We start from the raw sequence: 19,469 nt of genomic DNA, 5'->3' as shown, positions 1-19,469 counted from the left end.
TAAAATTCACGTAAAATAGCCAGCAGCTTAGATTGAGGAAATTGTGTAATGCCACCATTTGTTTTGGTTGATGGGTCTTATTTTTTGTTTCGTGCCTTCCATGCGATACCACCTCTCACCACTTCGACAGGACTACATACCAACGCTGTACGTGGCGCAATTTCTGCAATACAGAAACTGATTCGTCGTACTCAACCCACCCATATGGCGGTGATTTTTGATACGCCCGAACCCACCTTCCGCCATCAATTGTCGCCGATTTATAAAGGTGACCGCCCAGGAATGCCCGATGAACTGGCGGAGCAAATTCCGTATTTGCACGCCCTGATTCGAGCCTTAGGCTTGCCCTTACATATGCTCCCAGGTGCAGAAGCCGATGATATTATTGGCACGCTAGCAAAACGTGCTGTCAACGAAGGACATCATGTCTTGATTTCGACAGGCGATAAAGACATGGCGCAACTGGTGACTGAACATATTAAACTGGAAGACAGCTTTAAAGAGCGTTCACTCGATGTAGACGGTGTGTTTGAAAAATTTGGCGTTTGGCCACATCAGATCGTGGATTATCTCACCCTGATGGGTGATGCATCCGACGGGATTATGGGGGTGGCAGGTGTAGGGGCAAAAACGGCCGCCAAACTGCTGAACGAGTACCAAACTCTCGATAATATTTTAGCCAATGCTGCCAATATCAAAGGTAAAGTCGGTAAAACCTTACAAGAAAGCACAGAAAGCATCAAGATTGATCACCAACTGGCAAGCATTGTCTGCGATCTAGAATTGAATCTGGACTGGCATGAACTTAAACTCAGCCATCCAAATACCGATGAATTACGCCGCCTGTATACTGAACTAGAATTTCGTAACCAATTACAGTCGCTTGATCATCCGAATAACCCCGATAATCCAAGCTATAAGCAAAGTCAGCCAAAGGTGGCAACAACAGCAACAACGACGCCAAGTGTAAAAACCGAAGATCTCGCACATAGCAGCAGTAGCGACGATCAGCTTGGGCAAGCGCACTACCATACCGTACTGACCGATGCCGCTTGGCAACAATTATGGCAGCGTTTTCAAACAGCCGAGCGCTTTGCCATCGACACTGAAACCACCAGTTTAGATTATCGTGCTGCTGAGATGGTGGGCTTTTCGGTGGCGTTTGATGCTCAAGATGCCTATTACGTCCCGTTTACTCACGACTATGAAGGCGCGCCACAGCAGCTTAATCGTGAACAGATTTTGGCGCAGCTCAAACCGATTCTGGAAAATCCTGCGGTAGAGAAAATCGGGCATCATTTGAAATATGATGCACATATCTTTGCCAATCACGGGATTCATCTACAAGGCTGGTTCTTTGACACCATGCTGGCATCTTATGTACTGAATGCCTCAGCAACCCGTCATGGCATGGACGATGTCGCACGTTTGTACTTAAGCCATCTGACCACAACTTTTGAACAGATTGCAGGTAAAGGGGCTAAGCAAAAAACCTTTAACCAGATCGAACTGGAAACGGCGGCACACTATGCAGCAGAAGATGCGCATGTCACTTATCGCCTATACGAAGTGTTGTCCAAAAAACTGGCGCCATTTCCAGCGTCAGTCAACATTCTGCACAAGATTGAAATGCCTGTGGCTGAAGTCCTCACCGAAATGGAAGAAAATGGCATTCAGCTTGATCCTGAGTTTTTAAAACAGCTCAGCGGTGAATTTTCCCAAACTATGCATAAGTTGGAACAGCAGGCAGAAAGTCTGGCAGGCGAGAGTTTCAATATTGCCTCACCAAAACAGGTCGGCGAGATTCTGTTTGATAAACTGGGCATTAAAGGCGGTAAAAAAACCGCGACGGGACAATACAGCACCAGCGAAAGCATTCTGGAAAAAATCGAACATCCAATTGCCGAAGTGATTTTAGAACATCGCGGGCTGGCCAAACTAAAAAGCACCTATACCGATCGTCTGGTCGAACAAGCCAACCCTGCCACCATGCGTGTACATACCAGTTATCATCAGGCAGTGACGGCGACAGGACGGCTATCATCATCTGATCCAAACCTGCAAAATATTCCTGTGCGTGGTGAGATCGGACGACAGATTCGTCAGGCATTTATTGCACCTGAAGGTCGTGTACTGCTCGCTGCCGACTATTCACAGATTGAACTGCGTTTAATGGCACATTTTTCTCAAGATGAAGCACTGCTACACGCATTCCATCATGGGCAAGATGTGCATCGCCGTACAGCATCCGAAGTATTAGGCATTCCACTTGATCAAATCACCAGTGATCAACGCCGCCAAGCCAAAGCCGTGAATTTCGGGCTGTTATATGGCATGTCGGAATTTGGTCTGATTCGTCAGCTCGGTTTTACCCGTGCAGAATCGCAAAACTACATCAAGCAGTATTTCCACCGTTACCCTGGTGTCTATGAATATATGCAAAGTACCCGTCAAATTGCCTCTGAACAAGGTTTTGTCGAGACCGTTTTAGGACGCCGCCTGTATACACCAGATATTCATGCACGTAATGTCATGGTACGTAAAGCGGCTGAACGCGCTGCGATTAATGCGCCATTACAAGGAAGTGCAGCCGATATTATTAAACTGGCAATGATTGCAGTGAAAAAAATGCTGCCTGCTCAACACGCTAAATTATTACTGCAAGTGCACGATGAATTGGTGTTGGAAGTTGATCAGGATTACGCAGCAGAGCTTGCCCCTCAGATTAGTGAAGTCATGCAATCAGTGATGCAATTGTCCGTGCCATTACTGGTTGAAGTTGGACAAGGACATAACTGGGATCAAGCCCACTAAACCTACCACAGAAAAAAGCGCTCAAACCTGAGCGCTTTTTTTAAATCAGCTCAATCATATCAATAGTGGGTGGCACACGGAAACGAAACGGCACACCCACCATCCCCGTACCGACTGTGACATACACATCGGCATGTTCATGTTGATACAATCCATGTTTATGCCCCGAAATCGAAACATGTTTCATAATATAATTGGTCAACCATGGCAATTCGATCTGCCCGCCATGGGTATGTCCAGACAGCATAAGCGGATGACTTGGCAGCTCGGGCACCATATCCACAGTGTCAGGATTGTGTGACACAATCACCCACGGTTTGTCTTGTGGTAAATCAGGCATAAAACGCATATCGGTTTTTCCTGCCCATAAATCCCCAACACCGATCAGACGAAATTCTTCAAATTCAATAATTTCGCCTTCGATATCCATGACCTGATTGGCATCTAAAGCCTGCTGTAACAACTGGCGAATCGGCGGCCCAGGATACTGTTCGTCATGATTACCCAAAACCGAATATACAGGCGCATGAATCTGCTTCAGAATGGCAAGTTCCTCAACCAGTGTATCTTCAGGCTCATAGGTCCAGTCCCCTGCCACTACCACAATATCCGGCTGCTGCTGATTAATTTTCTCTACAATAATCTTGAGCTGACGTTCGTTGCCTGAAAATAGCCCGACATGCAAATCTGCAATCAGGGCAATTTTAAAAGGCTGATGGAAATTGTGCGACTCATTGATTTGATACTGTGTAGTTTTGACCCGCACCAGATTCGGCTCAATAAAACGGGCATAAATGAGAATCGTACTAAGTAATCCGCTAAAAACAGCTTGCTGGATCGAATAATAACCTGTAATTCCTGCATAAATACTAAACAACCAAAGCGGCGGCAATAAATAACAGGCATAAAAAACCCATAAATGGATAAATGCTTTAAATGGATGAATTGTCTCAGTTTTAGACTGGCTATGCCATGCGTGTGCTGTTGCCCATAATGCAACAGCAAAGAAAATAATATAGAAGATCGAAATAATTGAATTAGAATTCCACATACTTTTTCTCGGATCAATACAAAACGAGCATGACAAGTCGTGCAATAATTGATCTATAGGTTTTTCGTGAGATCTGATAACCAACATGAGCCACTTATCACAACAACAGTTTACGCCAGGTTTTTCAAGCTTAGCAGTGGCTCTTTGTATCGCATTGAGTGTCACGGCATGCAGTACCATGCCGCATCAACAAGCACAGACTCCGAGTTATGCCCATGATGTCGATACCTCACAAACCACGCTGGCACATCGAATTACGCCATTACGACAAGCTAACGCGGGGTTGACGGGATATCACATTTTATATGACCCGCTTGAAGCGATTTCAACTCGACTGAATCTGATTAACAAAGCACAAAAAACACTGGATTTACAATATTATATCTGGGATAACGATAAAATTGGTGCATTGGCACTGTATGACATTATTCAGGCAGCCGATCGTGGTGTCAAAGTCCGCCTGCTGATTGATGATAACAATGCCAAAGGTATGGAAGGTGCATTTTTAGCGCTGGATCAGCATAAAAACATCCAGGTCAAGCTATACAACCCTTACCGCTTTCGCCAGTTTCGTGCCATGGATATGGTGCTAGACTTAAAACGCATCAACCGCCGCATGCACAACAAGAGCTTCATTGTCGACAATGAAATTGCTTTGATTGGCGGGCGTAACATGAGTGATCAATACTTCAATGTCAGTGACAACTACCAGTTTTCCGATATTGATGTGATGCTGGTTGGGCAAGCGGTCGATGATATTTCCAGTTCCTTTGATGAATACTGGAATGACAGCTATGCCTATCCTGTACGGCAAATTGTCAACCCAGAAAAGCATCGCCTGCGCTACGAAGGTTTAAAACAGCAACTCACCGAACATTATCAGAAAGCCACGGTACAAAACTATCTGGGGCTGGCCAACCGCGCCTATATCTTTGATGAATGGATGAATCATCAAATCCACTTCGAATGGGTCAAAGCAAAAGTTGTTAAAGACTCGCCCGCCAAAATCCGTGATCAGGCACAAGGCGATGATTATTTAAGAGAGCAACTCAAGAAGGAACTGATTTCCCCACAGCACAATGTCGATATTATTTCTGCTTATTTCGTTCCTGAAAAATCAGGCGCGCGCGCGCTGAACAGCATGGCACAAAACGGCATTCAGGTACGTGTACTGACCAACTCATTTAAAGCCAATGACGTTTGGCTAGTACATGCTTTTTATAGCAAGTACCGTGAAGATCTACTCAAAAACAATGTCAAGCTGTATGAATTTTTACCTGCACTCTCAGGCAAAAGTCTCAACCCACAAACCGAAGAAATTTCAAAGAAAACTAAAATCAGTTTAAAAGGTTTAAGTCGCTCCAGCTTACATGCCAAGCTCATGGAACTGGATCAGCAGCAAGTCTTTATTGGTTCTTTTAACCTTGATCCACGCTCAGCAAAACTCAATACCGAAATTGGCGTGGTGCTTGACAGCCCAACACTTGCCCAAGCAATTCATGACACCATGGATCAAAACTTGGGGCTCTACAGCTATACATTGTCCTTAACCCCACAACAGCAGATTCACTGGGAACGTGAAACGCCACAGTTTCACAAAGTCTACCAACACGAACCCGATATGAAATGGTGGCAAAAAATCGGCTTAAAGCTAATTTCATGGTTCCCGATTGAAGGGATGATGTAATTTATTGCTCAATCTGATGCAAAACATGTTGCTGCAATTCTTGTAGCCCCTCAGACATTTTATTTTGTACTTCAGAGGTCAATGAATCGAGGTTATGCCCTATCACATCAATTCGTGGCAAAAACATCAAATGTGCAGTCACTCTCGGCATTTCTAAAACTTGCTTAACATGATCACTAAAAGAAATCTCACCGACATATGGCGCAATATGATCCAGCTCACCTTGCTGGTTAACATAGCAAATCAGGGCAATCTGTACAGGTTTTTGCGCTTCGAGTGCCGCACCCAATAAACGACCATGAACCCGTTTAATCGTTGTACCATCAGAGGTCGTGGCTTCTGGAAAAAATAACACAGGAATATTTTGGGACAGAAAATCCGCGATTTGTTGACGAATACGTACTGAATCACCCGAACCACGTTTAATAAATAACGTCCCGCCACCTTTCGCCAGTTTCCCAACCACAGGCCAATCCTCAATTTCAGCCTTTGCCAGAAAAAATACCCGTGCCGCAGAACCAAGCGTTGGGATATCCAACCACGAGACATGATTACTCACCCACAACGCAGGCTCATGCGATGCAGACTCACCATATAGGCGCACTTCGATATTAAAGACATCACACAAACGTCGGCAAAACCACTGTACATAACGGGTATTGTCTGGGTTATTCGGCTGTTTATACAGTTGGTGACGATACACCACATAAAATCCCTGCCCAACAGCCGTTACACCATGACTAATTTTTTTGCCAAAATGAATAAAGCGGGCCAATCCTTTCTTTTTTACCACTGTTGTTGAATTTTGATGCGTCATAGACATGCATAAATCATGATGAAATTTGTAGCAGCATTATAAATGACCACAGTAAATATTCTCTAAAAAAGTTGCATCTTGATCAGAATAACTGAAACCAATGGTAATAATTTTCAATTCTATTTAAAACCAATTTGTCGCTATACTGTATGTGTAAATTGGCAAAAGGAGAATGCCATGAATCACATGTTCAATCTTCATCATTTCACTCCCCACCATAAAACGCTTTTTCAACAGCTCCAATGGATATTAGGCTGTAGTATTTTATGTGCTGGGCTTTTGATTTTAATCAATAAATCTTTGATGCTTCTACACTAGCAGATTTCAGACTCGCCTAGCCGCCAAGTTTTCTCTACAATAGATTTTTTACTTGGCGAGTTAGGTTATTAGTGGAATATTTTGAGCGACATCAGGGCGGCGAACGTGCCATATTGGTCAGTGTTTCAGTCAATATGCTGAATGATCTTGATGACGAAGAGTTTCGCCTGCTGGCAAAATCAGCAGGTGCAGAAATTTTACAACATGTCACTGCCCAGCGTGTAAAACCTGATCCTAAACTGTTTGTGGGTTCAGGCAAAGCGGAAGAAATTGCTGCATTAGCCGCTGAGCTCGAAGCAGAACTGGTCATTTTCGATCATTCACTTTCGCCTGCTCAAGAACGTAACTTAGAGCGCATTTTAAAATGCCGTGTGATTGACCGTACGGGTCTGATTCTGGACATCTTTGCGCAGCGCGCTCGTACCCACGAAGGAAAATTACAAGTTGAACTGGCGCAGCTTGAGCATTTATCGAGCCGTCTCGTACGCGGCTGGACACATCTAGAACGGCAAAAAGGTGGGATTGGTTTACGCGGACCAGGTGAATCTCAGTTAGAAACAGACCGCCGCCTATTGCGAATTCGTATGGGTCAGCTCAAGGAAAAACTCGACAAAGTTCGTCAAACTCGTAGCCAAGGTCGTGCTGCCCGCCAAAAAGCTGCAATTCCGACCGTGTCCTTGGTCGGCTATACCAACGCCGGCAAATCCACATTATTTAATATTCTTGCTGAAAGTGAAGTCTATGCAGCTGACCAGCTGTTTGCCACACTAGATCCAACTTTACGGCGCTTAAACTGGGATGGGATTGGCGCTCTGGTACTGGCTGACACCGTGGGTTTCGTCCGTGACCTGCCTCATTCTTTAGTCGAATCCTTTAAAGCGACTTTAGAAGAAACTTTGGAAGCAACCTTGCTGCTGCATGTCATCGACAGTAGTAGTCCAGACATGCTCGAACAAATTGATGCTGTCGAATCCGTCCTTAAAGAAATCGGTGCTGACGTGCCTGTGCTACGGGTTTATAACAAAATTGACTTAAGCGGTGATGAGGCCAAAATTATTTATGCCAAACCTCATCAGCCAGAGCGAGTTTATGTCTCAGCCCATAGCCAGCAAGGCTTAGTATTACTACGTCAAGCTGTGCAAGAATGCTTAATGGGGCAAATCCAAAGCTTTCACCTCAGTTTAAAACCCGCTTATGGAAAATTACGTACCCAACTGTATGCCTTAAATGTCATTCAATCTGAACACCACGATGATCATGGAAATTTGCTGATCGACGTGATTATTGCTCCACATAAACTCGAAGAACTGATTAAAAAATTGCATTTGCCTTTACATGAAATTTTAGGTGAACGTGCCAGTCAGTTCCAGGCTCCGCTCGAAGAGTTTGAAATTAAACCCTAGATCGGTTAAAACTGGAAAAATAACGTTTTCTAGCTAAGGGCTGTGCAATCTTCATAGCCCCCAAACCACGAAGATTTCACCATGAATGGAATAAAAACCATCGACTGGCAAGCATGGATTGCCAATATCTCTCTCATCATTTTGTTTCGTGAAGCTGCATTATGGATCATGACGCAACTGCATTTCCCTGAACTGGGCAATCTGGCTGGCTTATTAGCACTTCTGTTAGTTCTCAGTATTTGGCGCAAGTTCCGCCCGATTTCACTGCGCCTGATCGACAGTAACAATAAAATCATGAGGGAAAGCGCTTTTGCCTTTTTACCCGTCTGTGCAGGTTCATTGATTACCCTTGTGCATATGGGCAAGGAAATTCCATTATTTTTGGTGGTCTTGGTGATCAGTACCCTGATTCCGCTTTGGGTTTACGCCAAAATGGCTAAACGCTGGCTATAAGGAGCAATTCATGAATATTGTACTGTTTAGCTTTGCAATCACTTTGGTCGCATACCTGATCGCAAAATTGATCAGTCGCTATGTGCCACGCGTCCCCGTTTTAGTGATTGGCATGTTTTGCGTGGTCGGTCTTTTGTTTGTGTTTGGCTTGCCTTATGAACAGTATATGCAAGGTACACATGATGTTTTTGGGCGTCTGCTCGGTTATGTGACAGTTGCACTCGCGATACCACTGGCCACCATGCGTTATGATGATTTACCCCTCAAATCCTTAACAGGTATTTTGGTCTTTGCCAGCGTCAGTGCGGTTGCCCTGCCAATGAGCCTTGCCTACCTATTACATATGGCACAGCCCACAATTTTGGCATTTGCCACTCGTGCAGTGACGACACCAATTGCAATTAATATTGCAACCTTGCTCGGCTCACCGATTGGTTTAGTCATTTTAATTGTGATTTTATCGGGGCTGATTGGCGCCAGTTTCTCGGGGCTGATTCTACGTCATATCCATGATGAACGTGCTTCAGGGTTGGCTTTAGGACTTGCAGCACATGCCATTGGTACAGTACAGGCGTGGCAACGCGGTTCAGTTGCGGGTCGTTATGCTGCTTTTGGTATGGCAGTAAATGGGGTCTTTACCGCAATTTGGCTACCAATTGTGATCCATTTGCTACATTAACTCATGAGTTCTCACTTCGGGAGTGAGTGTGATTGTTATTGCTTTACTTCTCTTTTAGAATAATTTTTGCTCATTCAATAGGGAAATTACAGAGGAGCGTTGAGCATGTGGAAATTACCACTCATTTTAACTTTGTCAGCTTGTAGTAGTTTGAGTTTTGCAACGGATATTCGTGGAACTTGGAAACAAATTGATGATAAAACTGGATCGCCTAAAGCATTTATTCAGATTCGTCAGGAAAAAGATGGCAATTATATCGGGAAAATCATCAAGGTTACCCCACGACCAGGCTATGTACCCAAAGAAACCTGTATCAATTGCCCTGCACCATATAACAACAAACCCATTTTAGGTTTAGATATTATTCATGACTTAAAGTCTATGGGCAATGACAACTATGGCGGAGGAAAAATTCTCGACCCTCTGACTGGCAAGATCTACAGTGTCAAAGGGAAGTTGCTCTCAAACGGACGCCTGTTACAGTTACGTGGTTATTTGGGTATTTCAACACTTGGGCGCACCCAAGTCTGGATTCGAGAAAATTAAATCCTAATCAAAGCGATCATCATACAATGACCGCTTTGATGTTTAGATCAGAACAGGATTCTCTACGGAAAATAACTTTCGATCTTCTAGACGGTATGCCAATAATGTTCCGCCCCAAACACAACCACCATCAACACTTTGCACCTGTGAATTAACCGTTTTACCTGCCAATGCAGCCCAATGCCCAAACACAATCTGGTGCGTACGGGTCGTCAGACCATCAAACTCAAACCACGGTAAAAAGCCTTTTGGCATCGGAGCATCTAGGCTGTCTTTAAAAGAAAATTCTAGACGACCTTCAGCATTGGTGAGGCGCATGCGGGTCAAATAGTTGGTAATGGTTCGCAAACGCTCATGCCCTTGCAGATGATCTTCCCACAAGTCAGGCATTGCCCCATACATCTGTGCCAAAAAAGCATCAACCACAGCAAAGTCTTCATGCCCAATCACGGCTTGAACTTCCTGCGCCAGCTCCGCCGTTTGCTCGGCTGACCAAATACACGGTACACCTGCATGCGTTAGAATCGTCTTTTCATTTGGGAACAGGCAAAGCGGTTGACGGCGCAACCAGTCAATCAGTTCATCGCTATCAATCGCATCAATAATGTCTTGCACCTGATCTTTAGCTTTGATTTTTTTGATATTTCGTGCACATGCCAGCAAGTTCAGGTCATGATTACCCAGCACCGTTGCTGCACTACCACGCTCTGCCAGTTTCTTGACAAAACGTAGCGCCCCCAAAGAATTCTCACCACGCGCCACCAAGTCACCCGTGAACCAGAGAAAATCCTGATCAGGATCAAACTGAATCTGTTTGAGTAACTGTTTTAGTGCTTCAAAACAGCCTTGCAGATCACCAATTACATAGTTATAGCGTGTTGTCATCTCAAGCAACCATTTGATCGGAAAGTGCAACGAACTGTGCCAATGTCAAGGTTTCTGGGCGCGCCATTGGGTCAACACCAGCTTGTTCAAAACCATCTTCACGTAACATCCCTTTTAGGCTATTGCGTAAAGTTTTACGGCGCTGAGTAAATACATGACCGACCAAACGAGTCAAAGCCTGTTCATTTTTGGCCACAATCGGTTTTTCAGCGTAAGGAACTAGACGGAACACAGCGCTGGTGACTTTTGGCGGCGGGTTAAATGAGCCTGGTGGCACTTCAAACAGGAATGTTGGCTGGCAATAATACTGAATCATCACCGACAAACGCCCATATTCCTTGGTATTGGGTACAGCCGTAATCCGATCCACCACTTCTTTTTGCAGCATAAAATGCATATCTTTGACTTTGCCGCCAAATTCCAAGAGATGAAACAGCAAAGGAGTCGAAATATTATACGGCAAGTTCCCTACCACACGCAGTGGACGACCTTCCTGAAAAAGCTGACTAAAATCAAACTTTAATGCATCGGCTTCAACAATGGTTAAACGCTCAGGATACGGTACGCGATTCGGCAAGCCCGCGGCCAAATCACGGTCTAATTCAACCACCGTCAAGGCATCACATTCACCAATCAATGGCGAAGTCAGCGCGGCTAAACCTGGGCCAATTTCCACAATATTGTCACCTGTACGTGGATTTACAGAGCGTACAATTTTGGCAATCACACGCTGATCATGCAAAAAGTTCTGCCCGAAGCGTTTCCGCGCCTGATGCCCTTCTTCTTTCGGGTTTAGGGCATTAATTTGATACATAGACAATTTCCAAGAAAAATTATAACGAGTGAGCGAGGCTTAATGCCAAATCGACCGCGACATGCAAGCTAGAACTTTTTGCCTGCCCTGTACCTGCTAGTGACAGCGCTGTGCCATGGTCAACCGAAGTCCGAATAAATGGCAGACCTAAAGTAATATTGATCGCTTCACCAAAACCTTGTGATTTTAACACAGGTAAACCCTGATCATGGTACATGGCAAGTACGGCATCGGCATGTTGCAAATGTTCAGGAGTAAATAAAGTATCGGCTGGCAAACATAAACTGAGCTTTTCACCCCGTGCGCGGTACTGTTCTAAAACAGGATTGATCACCTCGATTTCTTCATGCCCCAAATAACCACCTTCACCTGCATGCGGGTTTAGGCCACAAACCAGAACACGTGGCTTTGCAATCTGAAATTTATTTTTTAAATCACGCAGCAAAATATCAATCACTTGCTGTAAACGGATTGTGGTAATAGCATCAGTAACCTCACGCAGTGGCAAATGAGTCGTGGCTAAAGCTACACGCAAGGTTTTTGTGGCGAGCATCATCACCACCCGTTCCACACCTGCAAACTCCTGATAATATTCGGTATGCCCACTAAAATGGATACCTGCATCATTGATCACCGATTTTTGCACAGGTGCGGTTGCAACCCCAACACTTTTGCCCTGCATGGCATATTCAGCCGAGCGATGCAATTGTTCTAACACATAGGCTGCATTTTGGGGATTCAATTCACCTAAAACCACATCGGTATTTAAAGGCACATGTTCAACATATAACTGCCCCTGTGGCAAGATTTCAATTTGCCCTTTATATTCAATCAGTTCAATTTTTTTTTGCAGAATCTTAGCGCGATCTTTCAACATTTGAAGATCAGCCAGTACCACAATCGGGCGCTCATCTGTTCGATCAGCCAAACTTAAACAAATATCTGGGCCAATTCCTGCAGGTTCACCACTGGTGACATATAAAGGGAGCACGGCTTTCTCTTACTTTTCAGAAATTTTACCTATTATAAAATTTCTACCATCAAAGGTCAGTGCCTATATTGGCAAAAGCCTTAAAAATACTCCGTACTGACAATACAAAGTCAGCGTTTTTACCCACAACCCGCGACATTGCAATATAAAAGCTACTTTAGCCCTTACTCATTTCAACAAAGCGAATACCATCTTTTCAATCAACTCGCTTAATTTTATCAGCTACAACATAAGTTTTTATTTATCTTCATTTTTTTTGAGTTTAAGCATCAGTTTCCCTATAACACGCAAATATACAAAAAATACTGCACGAAAAGCTTTTTATTTGTCTGCAGTTGACTTAAAATACAGCGCTTGAAATTCGTATTTTCATTTGTGATTCTTGACGTTTTCGTTTAGAATCGCGTCTCCTTTTGTTTGGACAGATTCCATAGTCCAAACCAACTATAATAGGTAGTGGTTTAATGAAAACTCTCAGCGCTAAGCCTGCTGAAGTTCAACACGACTGGTACGTTGTTGATGCTTCTGGCAAAACTTTAGGTCGCCTTGCGACTGAAATCGCTCGTCGTTTACGCGGTAAGCATAAAACATCTTATACTCCTCACGTTGACACTGGCGACTATATCGTTGTTATCAATGCTGAAGAAATTCAAGTGACTGGTAAAAAAGCGCTTGATAAGAAATACTATCGCCATACTGGTTTCCCTGGTGGTATCCGTGAGACTAACTTCGAGAAGTTAATTGCTCACAAACCTGAAGCTGTTCTTGAAAAAGCAGTAAAAGGTATGTTACCAAAAGGTCCTCTTGGTTATGCAATGATCAAAAAAATGAAAGTGTATGCTGGTACTGAGCATCCACACGCTGCTCAACAGCCACAAGTTTTGGACATCTAAGGGATACAGCACATGGCTACTAATTATGGTACAGGTCGCCGTAAGACCGCAACTGCACGTGTTTTCTTGTCAGCTGGTACAGGTAAACTCGTTATCAACAACCGTACTTTAGAGCAATATTTCGGTCGTGAAACTGCTCGTATGGTTGTACGTCAACCTTTAGAGCTTTTAGAAGCTACTGAAAAATTTGACCTTTACATCACCGTTGCTGGTGGTGGTATCGGTGGTCAAGCTGGCGCGATCCGTCACGGTATTACTCGTGCATTAATCGCTGCTGACGAAACTTTAAAACCTGTTCTTCGTCAAGCTGGTTTCGTTACTCGTGATGCTCGTGAAGTTGAACGTAAGAAACTTGGTTTACGTAAAGCACGTAAACGTCCTCAATTCTCTAAACGTTAATTCGTTTTCCGAATTGGACAAAAGGCCTCGGTTTTACCGAGGTTTTTTTATGCCCGATATAATGTACGAACTATGTCAAAACAATGACACGATACAACAAAAATCGGTATAGTAATCTGTGTACTAAGAAATATTTAGAGCTTTGTTATGTCTGACCAAGAAATTAATTTAACTCCTACACGTCCATATTTGGCACGCGCAATCTATGAATGGATTTGTGATAATCAACTTACGCCTTATCTCTTGGTCGATGCGACTCAACCGAACACCAATGTTCCTGCACAATTTGTAAAAGATGGGCAAATTGTCCTAAATACCGCACCGCATGCAGTACATCAACTGCACATGGACAATCAAGCAATTAGCTTTTCTGCCCGTTTTGGTGGTGTAGCACAAAATATTTATGTGCCATTTGCAGCACTCATTGGAATTTATGCTCGTGAAAATGGTCAAGGACTCTTTTTTGATGCCAGCGAATATGCAAATATAAGCCCAACAACAGAACAAGCTCCAGAAAACCTAGAGCCAGAAACACCGAAGAAAAAACCAAGTTTAAGAATAGTCGATTAGTCCTATTAAGGAGGAGTTCATGGCTTTTGATTTATTTCATTATTTTACTGAGCAAACACGAATTCAAAAGCCTCAGCTTCTCAGTCAATTTCCTCCAACAGAACGACAAACCCTGTTGCTTGAGTTAAATGCTTTGGCTTTAGGTAAACTAATCACTGAATGGCAACAAAATGCCAGTCGTGTTTATCTGGAATTACAACAACAAGATCAGTTGTATATCCAGCAAGTCTCACGGCACATGACCACATCGGTGCATAACAAATCTGCCCTGAACAAAATTGATTTTGAACACAGTCTTAAAGAAGTCTTGTTCTTACAACTTGCTGAACTTAAACAACTGGATGATACAGGACACTTAGGGCAAAAAGGGCTTAATGAATTGTTACTGGGGCAAATCAGCTATTTGTCTGGACAAGCTCAAGACTGGGTTTGGGCAACAAATACCTTGATTCAACTGATTGGCTCTAAACCTGTTGAGACAAAACAGGTATCATTAGATGAAACAATCAAGGAGTTTAATCACATGGTTTCTCATACTGACCACCATCATGATCACCAAGTTGCTGAGCCTATTGTTGCAACAATCCCAACTTGGGCAAAAATTCTAGAACCCGCTGTCGGTCTAGTCGTTCTCGGTTATTTATACTGCGCTTATCAGCAAATTGTTGGTTAAATAATTGATCCATAAAAAAAGCCAAGATCAACTTGGCTTTTTTTATTCTTAGGGTTTAAGGGCGAGCTTTCGGTTTAGATTTATTGAAAGGTCGTTTTCTGTCGCCTGTTTCACGCGGAGGCAAACCTGTGTGTTGGGTCAAGATTTGCCCTTTTTTTGGTTGCTGACGCTGCGAAGTCTGCTGACGTGCTGAATTGTCACCTGTACGTTTTTGTGAATCACCCGCGACAGTCGAATTTTTCTTACGCGCCGCCTTATACTCCCCTTCTGCACTTTTGGGCTGGAAGGTCGGAATCAGGTGATGCTTCGAGTTACCAATCAGATCAGCGCGCCCCATTTCTTTTAAAGCTTCACGTAGCAATGGCCAGTTGTTTGGATCATGATAACGTAAGAATGCTTTATGCAAACGACGACGTTTTTCACCTTTGACAATATCGACATCTTCGGTATAACGCGCCACTTTGGCAAGCGGGTTTTTCGCCGAATAATACATGGTGGTTGCCGTTGCCATTGGTGATGGATAGAAAGTCTGTACCTGATCTGCACGGAAACCATTCTTTTTCAGCCAAATCGCCAAATTCATCATGTCATAATCGGTCGTACCTGGATGTGCTGCAATAAAGTATGGAATCAAATATTGCTCTTTACCCACTTCTTTACTGAAACGATCAAACATTTGTTTAAAGCGATCATACGTTCCAATGCCTGGCTTCATCATCTTCGACAATGGTCCTTGCTCGGTATGCTCAGGCGCAATCTTCAGATAACCACCCACATGATGCTGTACCAATTCTTTGACATATTCAGGGTTAAGTACCGCCAAGTCATAACGCAGACCTGAACCAATCAGAATCTTCTTGATGCCTTTAATTTCACGGGCTTTACGATATAACTGTACTAACGGTGCATGGTCAGTATGCAAATTTTGACAAACACCCGGATACACACAGGATGGTTTACGGCAGTTCTTCTCGATTTCTGGATCTTTACAATGCAAACGATACATGTTGGCTGTTGGGCCACCCAAGTCTGAAATAATGCCTGTAAATTGTGGTGCAGTATCCCGAATCTTTTCAATTTCACGCAAAATTGAATCTTCTGAACGGTTCTGAATAATTCGCCCTTCATGCTCAGTAATCGAGCAGAAGGTACAACCCCCAAAACAACCACGCATAATATTGACCGAGAATTTAATCATGTCAAATGCAGGGAAACGTGCATTGCCATACACTGGATGTGGCAAACGTGCGTAAGGCAAGTCAAACACGTAGTCCATTTCTTCAGTGGTCAATGGAATCGGTGGCGGATTAATCCAGACATCGCGCTCACCATGGCGCTGCACCAATGCACGAGCATTACCCGGATTGGTTTCCAAATGCAAAATACGGTTGGCATGGGCATACAAAACACGGTCATTTGCAACTTGCTCAAATGATGGCAAACGAATCACCGCCAATTCACGTGGTGGCAATTTATGCTTGATGGCTTTAGATGCGACTTGCAACTGAACAACTTGAGTATGTTCATCCAACTTGTCACCTTCACGAACAATCGGATTGCTCACCAACTCTTTTTGGAAATTTTGATATTGTGTTAAAGAATTACCTTTTTCTTTTTCAACTTCACAACCATCAATATCTTCAGTCATCACATACGGATTAATGATCGGGTCAACACGCCCAATGGTATCTACGTCATTACTGGAGATTTCAACAAATTTAGCTTTAGATGCTTTGTTGTTTTTATTAATAATAAAAGCTGTACCACGCACATCAGTAATCTGATGAATTTTTTCACCTTTTGCCAGACGATGCATCACATCAATAATGGCACGTTCACCATTACCATACATGAGTAAGTCAGCTTTTGAATCCATCAAAATCGAGCGACGAACTTTATCTGACCAGTAATCATAATGTGCGATACGACGCAGACTACCCTCAATCCCGCCCAAAAGCACAGGAACATCGGGAAATGCTTCACGACAACGCTGACTATAAACCGTTGCAGCACGGTCTGGGCGTTTGTTTGGAACATTATCAGGAGAATAAGCATCATCCGAACGAATTTTACGATCTGCCGTATAACGGTTAATCATCGAATCCATATTGCCTGCGGTTACGCCCCAAGCAATCGTTGGTTTACCTAAAACACGAAAACTTTCAACGTTGGTCCAGTCGGGCTGAGAAATGATTCCTACACGAAAACCCTGTGCCTCTAAAACACGACCAATTACGCCAGACACAAAAGATGGATGGTCAATATAGGCATCACCACAGACTAAAATAAAATCACAAGCATCCCAGCCCAGTTGATCCATTTCTTCGCGTGACATCGGCAAAAATGGCGCGGGTTCAAAACATGACGCCCAATATTTGTCGTAATCAAACAACGCTTTTGGCGCAGTCTGCATAGTATAAGCAGTAGACATGGCTAGCAATTCTCGGCTGGCAGATGGAAGATCAAAATTAGATCAAAGATGAAAGCCGATCATTTTACCATGAATTCCATTCAGTTTTGTAAATTTAAGGATTGTAAAAACAAAGAGATAAAAATTAATTTGCTTAAAGTTTAATCAAATTAAAAACTTGAATCTTGATCAAACCCTATCAAAAACCTAAGTATTACTTTGGCTTCCATAAATTTATCATATCAATCTACAAAAGATCGCATAACAAACTTAAATTGAATTAAACAACCATACTTTTATAAGCAGAATAATTTTGAATTCGTTGACACCATGCCTGAATATTTGGGTAAAGGCTTAAATCAAAACCACCTTCATCGGCAACATGAGTATAAGCACAGAGAGAAATATCTGCCAGTGTCAGCTCATTTCCGATCAAATAATCATGCTGTCTCAATGCCTGCTCCATAATCGCTAAGGCTTTATGCCCTTTTGGCTGCAAAGCATGATATTCATCAATACGAGCTTCAGGTAAACCCAAGTATTTATTGATAAAACGCGCAACAGCAATGAAAGGCTCATGGCTATACTGTTCAAAGAACATCCATTCATACATTTTGGCTTTGGCATAGCGATCTGTTGGAATGAATTTAGTTTCTTCTGCTAAATAACCCAAAATTGCATTGGATTCCTTCAAAACCCGCCTATCATCAAGTACTAGAACAGGAATTTTGCCATTTGGATTCATCTGTAAAAATTCGGGCGTATGACTCTCTGCTTTCAGTACATTGATATGTAACCATTCATGCTCAATGCCTAAGAATTCAAGAAGCAGCTTCACTTTATAGCTTATAGCAATTTCCAGACAGCAGGTCTCCATAGACTTTCAATATTTATTCTCCATATTGGTTTAAACCTATATTTTTCCATATTAAATTTAAGGCTTAATTAGAAAGTTAAGTAATCAAGAACTATATGAAAAAATACTTTTAGGAACTAATTGGCAACTAGAATAACTGTGTTGCCTTAACTAACATTGCTATTTCAGCATCATTACCAGTAAAAGTACCATATTTTCTACGCCCAACGTTCAAGTATCACTGAGAAGGGTGAGTTAATGCAATTATGTTAGAAATGACATCACCTCCACAAAATCTAGCACCAGTAATAAATTGCTTATTAATTGAATCAAGCTGACTAATCTTATCAACTGTCAGCCATTCTTGGAGATCAATACTCAATCTTGCAATTAAAGGTGGAACAAAACCTCCAGGAGTCAAAATAATACTTGGACGCTGTTCTGAAATTTGATATTCAAGTAATTTAATACATTGTTGTTTAAATACTTCAGATTTAGAGCCAGGGAAAACACCAACATTACTTTCAGAGTCCATCAATCCAACATAAACATTTGTAAAAAAACAATCTTCTATATTAATTCCCGAATCTGATAAAAGCCTTCTTATATTTCTCCATGTAGGACACGTAATTGGTTCCGTACCCATACTTAATGACTTTTTAAATCCAGATATATTGTCAAAGTTATGACCAACAATCATTACTCCCATTACTCCACCAATTTTTAGATCCTCATTTACATGTCCATGCTTCCATAGCCCATCTCCTCCAGGAAAAAATGATGTTCCTGCTATACACTCATATAAAGGAACAACACCATCTGGATAGCCATCTATCAATTTGAGTTTCGCATGAAATTTATCAATTATTCTCACTTAAGCACCTGTTAATTCATGAATATCAATAAATGAATTTTAAGTGTTTTTTAATTTTTATTTCCCCAATAAAAAAAAGCCCCCTGCTCTATTGAGTCAGGGGGCTTTTAGAATAATGAGCTGGCGATGACTTACTCTCACATGGGTAACCCCACACTACCATCAGCGCTAAGAGGTTTCACTTCTGAGTTCGGGAAGGGATCAGGTGGTTCACTCTTGCTATGGTCGCCAGCACAACTGTTTATGGACTTGTTCGGGTTTTATGCTCAGATCGTATGATCTTTTGCTACCGTACTTCGTACCAAATGAGTTATTAACGGATTGGTTAACTGAGTC

At 42.7% G+C, this 19,469-nt stretch carries 17 protein-coding genes, 1 rRNA gene and 1 pseudogene; 10 read left to right on the top strand and 9 right to left on the bottom strand.

Translation table 11 applies throughout. The features are described 5' to 3' along the window. The first annotated feature begins 48 nt into the window (after positions 1-48). Positions 49-2,814, top strand: a complete 2,766-nt coding sequence (polA, locus tag E0H77_RS13370) for a DNA polymerase I (protein WP_131378718.1) — start codon at positions 49-51, stop codon at positions 2,812-2,814. Positions 2,815-2,854: 40 nt separating this feature from the next. Here the strand turns inward: polA and E0H77_RS13365 are convergent, their stop codons facing one another. Beyond that, positions 2,855-3,865 carry a metallophosphoesterase gene (locus tag E0H77_RS13365; protein WP_131378716.1) on the bottom strand — a complete coding sequence of 337 codons (1,011 nt, stop codon included), beginning with the start codon at positions 3,863-3,865 and terminating at the stop codon, positions 2,855-2,857. 85 nt (positions 3,866-3,950) lie between these two features. On the opposite strand from E0H77_RS13365, the gene E0H77_RS13360 reads away from it, so the two are divergent. Next, entirely contained in the window at positions 3,951-5,552 is a 1,602-nt protein-coding gene (locus E0H77_RS13360) for a phospholipase D-like domain-containing protein (protein ID WP_131378714.1), read from the top strand. A gap of 1 nt (position 5,553) precedes the next feature. Here E0H77_RS13360 and E0H77_RS13355 read toward each other — a convergent pair whose 3' ends face one another. After that, entirely contained in the window at positions 5,554-6,375 is an 822-nt protein-coding gene (locus tag E0H77_RS13355; RefSeq protein ID WP_131378712.1) for a lysophospholipid acyltransferase family protein, read from the bottom strand. 383 nt (positions 6,376-6,758) lie between these two features. Here E0H77_RS13355 and hflX point away from each other — a divergent pair, with 383 nt between their 5' ends. From hflX to E0H77_RS13335, 4 genes are all read left to right on the top strand, one after another. Beyond that, positions 6,759-8,090 carry a ribosome rescue GTPase HflX gene (gene hflX / locus E0H77_RS13350; protein WP_131378710.1) on the top strand — a complete coding sequence of 444 codons (1,332 nt, stop codon included), beginning with the start codon at positions 6,759-6,761 and terminating at the stop codon, positions 8,088-8,090. 81 nt (positions 8,091-8,171) lie between these two features. Next, complete coding sequence (locus tag E0H77_RS13345) at positions 8,172-8,543, top strand: hypothetical protein (protein WP_131378708.1); 372 nt, start codon at positions 8,172-8,174, stop codon at positions 8,541-8,543. 10 nt (positions 8,544-8,553) lie between these two features. Then, entirely contained in the window at positions 8,554-9,222 is a 669-nt protein-coding gene (locus E0H77_RS13340) for an LrgB family protein (RefSeq protein WP_131378706.1), read from the top strand. A 105-nt stretch (positions 9,223-9,327) separates the two neighbouring features. Then, on the top strand, positions 9,328-9,768 hold the full coding sequence (locus E0H77_RS13335; RefSeq protein ID WP_131315273.1) for a DUF2147 domain-containing protein: 441 nt from the start codon (positions 9,328-9,330) through the stop codon (positions 9,766-9,768). Between the two features lie 42 nt (positions 9,769-9,810). Here the strand turns inward: E0H77_RS13335 and E0H77_RS13330 are convergent, their stop codons facing one another. From E0H77_RS13330 to pdxA, 3 genes are read right to left on the bottom strand one after another with little or no spacing between them, the layout of a single operon-like run. Then, positions 9,811-10,653: a symmetrical bis(5'-nucleosyl)-tetraphosphatase gene (locus tag E0H77_RS13330; RefSeq protein ID WP_131378704.1), complete on the bottom strand. Its 843-nt coding sequence runs from the start codon at positions 10,651-10,653 to the stop codon at positions 9,811-9,813. A 1-nt stretch (position 10,654) separates the two neighbouring features. Continuing rightward, positions 10,655-11,467 (bottom strand): 16S rRNA (adenine(1518)-N(6)/adenine(1519)-N(6))-dimethyltransferase RsmA, encoded by an 813-nt coding sequence (rsmA, locus tag E0H77_RS13325; RefSeq protein ID WP_131378702.1) that lies wholly within the window; start codon positions 11,465-11,467, stop codon positions 10,655-10,657. Between the two features lie 19 nt (positions 11,468-11,486). After that, positions 11,487-12,458, bottom strand: a complete 972-nt coding sequence (pdxA, locus tag E0H77_RS13320; RefSeq protein ID WP_131378699.1) for a 4-hydroxythreonine-4-phosphate dehydrogenase PdxA — start codon at positions 12,456-12,458, stop codon at positions 11,487-11,489. Positions 12,459-12,922: 464 nt separating this feature from the next. Here pdxA and rplM point away from each other — a divergent pair, with 464 nt between their 5' ends. The 4 genes from rplM to E0H77_RS13300 all read left to right on the top strand — a co-directional run bounded on the left by rplM (position 12,923) and on the right by E0H77_RS13300 (position 14,993). Further along, on the top strand, positions 12,923-13,351 hold the full coding sequence (gene rplM / locus E0H77_RS13315; protein WP_004695096.1) for a 50S ribosomal protein L13: 429 nt from the start codon (positions 12,923-12,925) through the stop codon (positions 13,349-13,351). A 12-nt stretch (positions 13,352-13,363) separates the two neighbouring features. Beyond that, positions 13,364-13,750, top strand: coding sequence for a 30S ribosomal protein S9 (rpsI, locus tag E0H77_RS13310; RefSeq protein WP_004750500.1), 387 nt, complete (start codon positions 13,364-13,366; stop codon positions 13,748-13,750). Between the two features lie 147 nt (positions 13,751-13,897). Beyond that, positions 13,898-14,320: a ClpXP protease specificity-enhancing factor gene (locus E0H77_RS13305; RefSeq protein WP_131378697.1), complete on the top strand. Its 423-nt coding sequence runs from the start codon at positions 13,898-13,900 to the stop codon at positions 14,318-14,320. A gap of 19 nt (positions 14,321-14,339) precedes the next feature. Continuing rightward, positions 14,340-14,993 carry a hypothetical protein gene (locus tag E0H77_RS13300; RefSeq protein WP_131378695.1) on the top strand — a complete coding sequence of 218 codons (654 nt, stop codon included), beginning with the start codon at positions 14,340-14,342 and terminating at the stop codon, positions 14,991-14,993. A gap of 55 nt (positions 14,994-15,048) precedes the next feature. Here E0H77_RS13300 and E0H77_RS13295 read toward each other — a convergent pair whose 3' ends face one another. From E0H77_RS13295 to rrf, 4 genes and pseudogenes are all read right to left on the bottom strand, one after another. Beyond that, entirely contained in the window at positions 15,049-17,424 is a 2,376-nt protein-coding gene (locus tag E0H77_RS13295) for a YgiQ family radical SAM protein (RefSeq protein ID WP_131378693.1), read from the bottom strand. A 259-nt stretch (positions 17,425-17,683) separates the two neighbouring features. Continuing rightward, a pseudogene (locus E0H77_RS13290) lies at positions 17,684-18,290 on the bottom strand (glutathione S-transferase family protein). A 207-nt stretch (positions 18,291-18,497) separates the two neighbouring features. Further along, positions 18,498-19,133: a hypothetical protein gene (locus tag E0H77_RS13285; protein ID WP_131378691.1), complete on the bottom strand. Its 636-nt coding sequence runs from the start codon at positions 19,131-19,133 to the stop codon at positions 18,498-18,500. A 118-nt stretch (positions 19,134-19,251) separates the two neighbouring features. Then, a 5S ribosomal RNA gene (rrf, locus tag E0H77_RS13280) occupies positions 19,252-19,366 on the bottom strand. Positions 19,367-19,469 lie beyond the last annotated feature (103 nt).

It is taken from the genome of Acinetobacter brisouioides, from assembly GCF_004331075.1.
Lineage (GTDB): Bacteria > Pseudomonadota > Gammaproteobacteria > Pseudomonadales > Moraxellaceae > Acinetobacter.
Note: the sequence above shows the minus strand (reverse complement) of the source record. Positions and strands in the feature narration are given on the sequence as shown.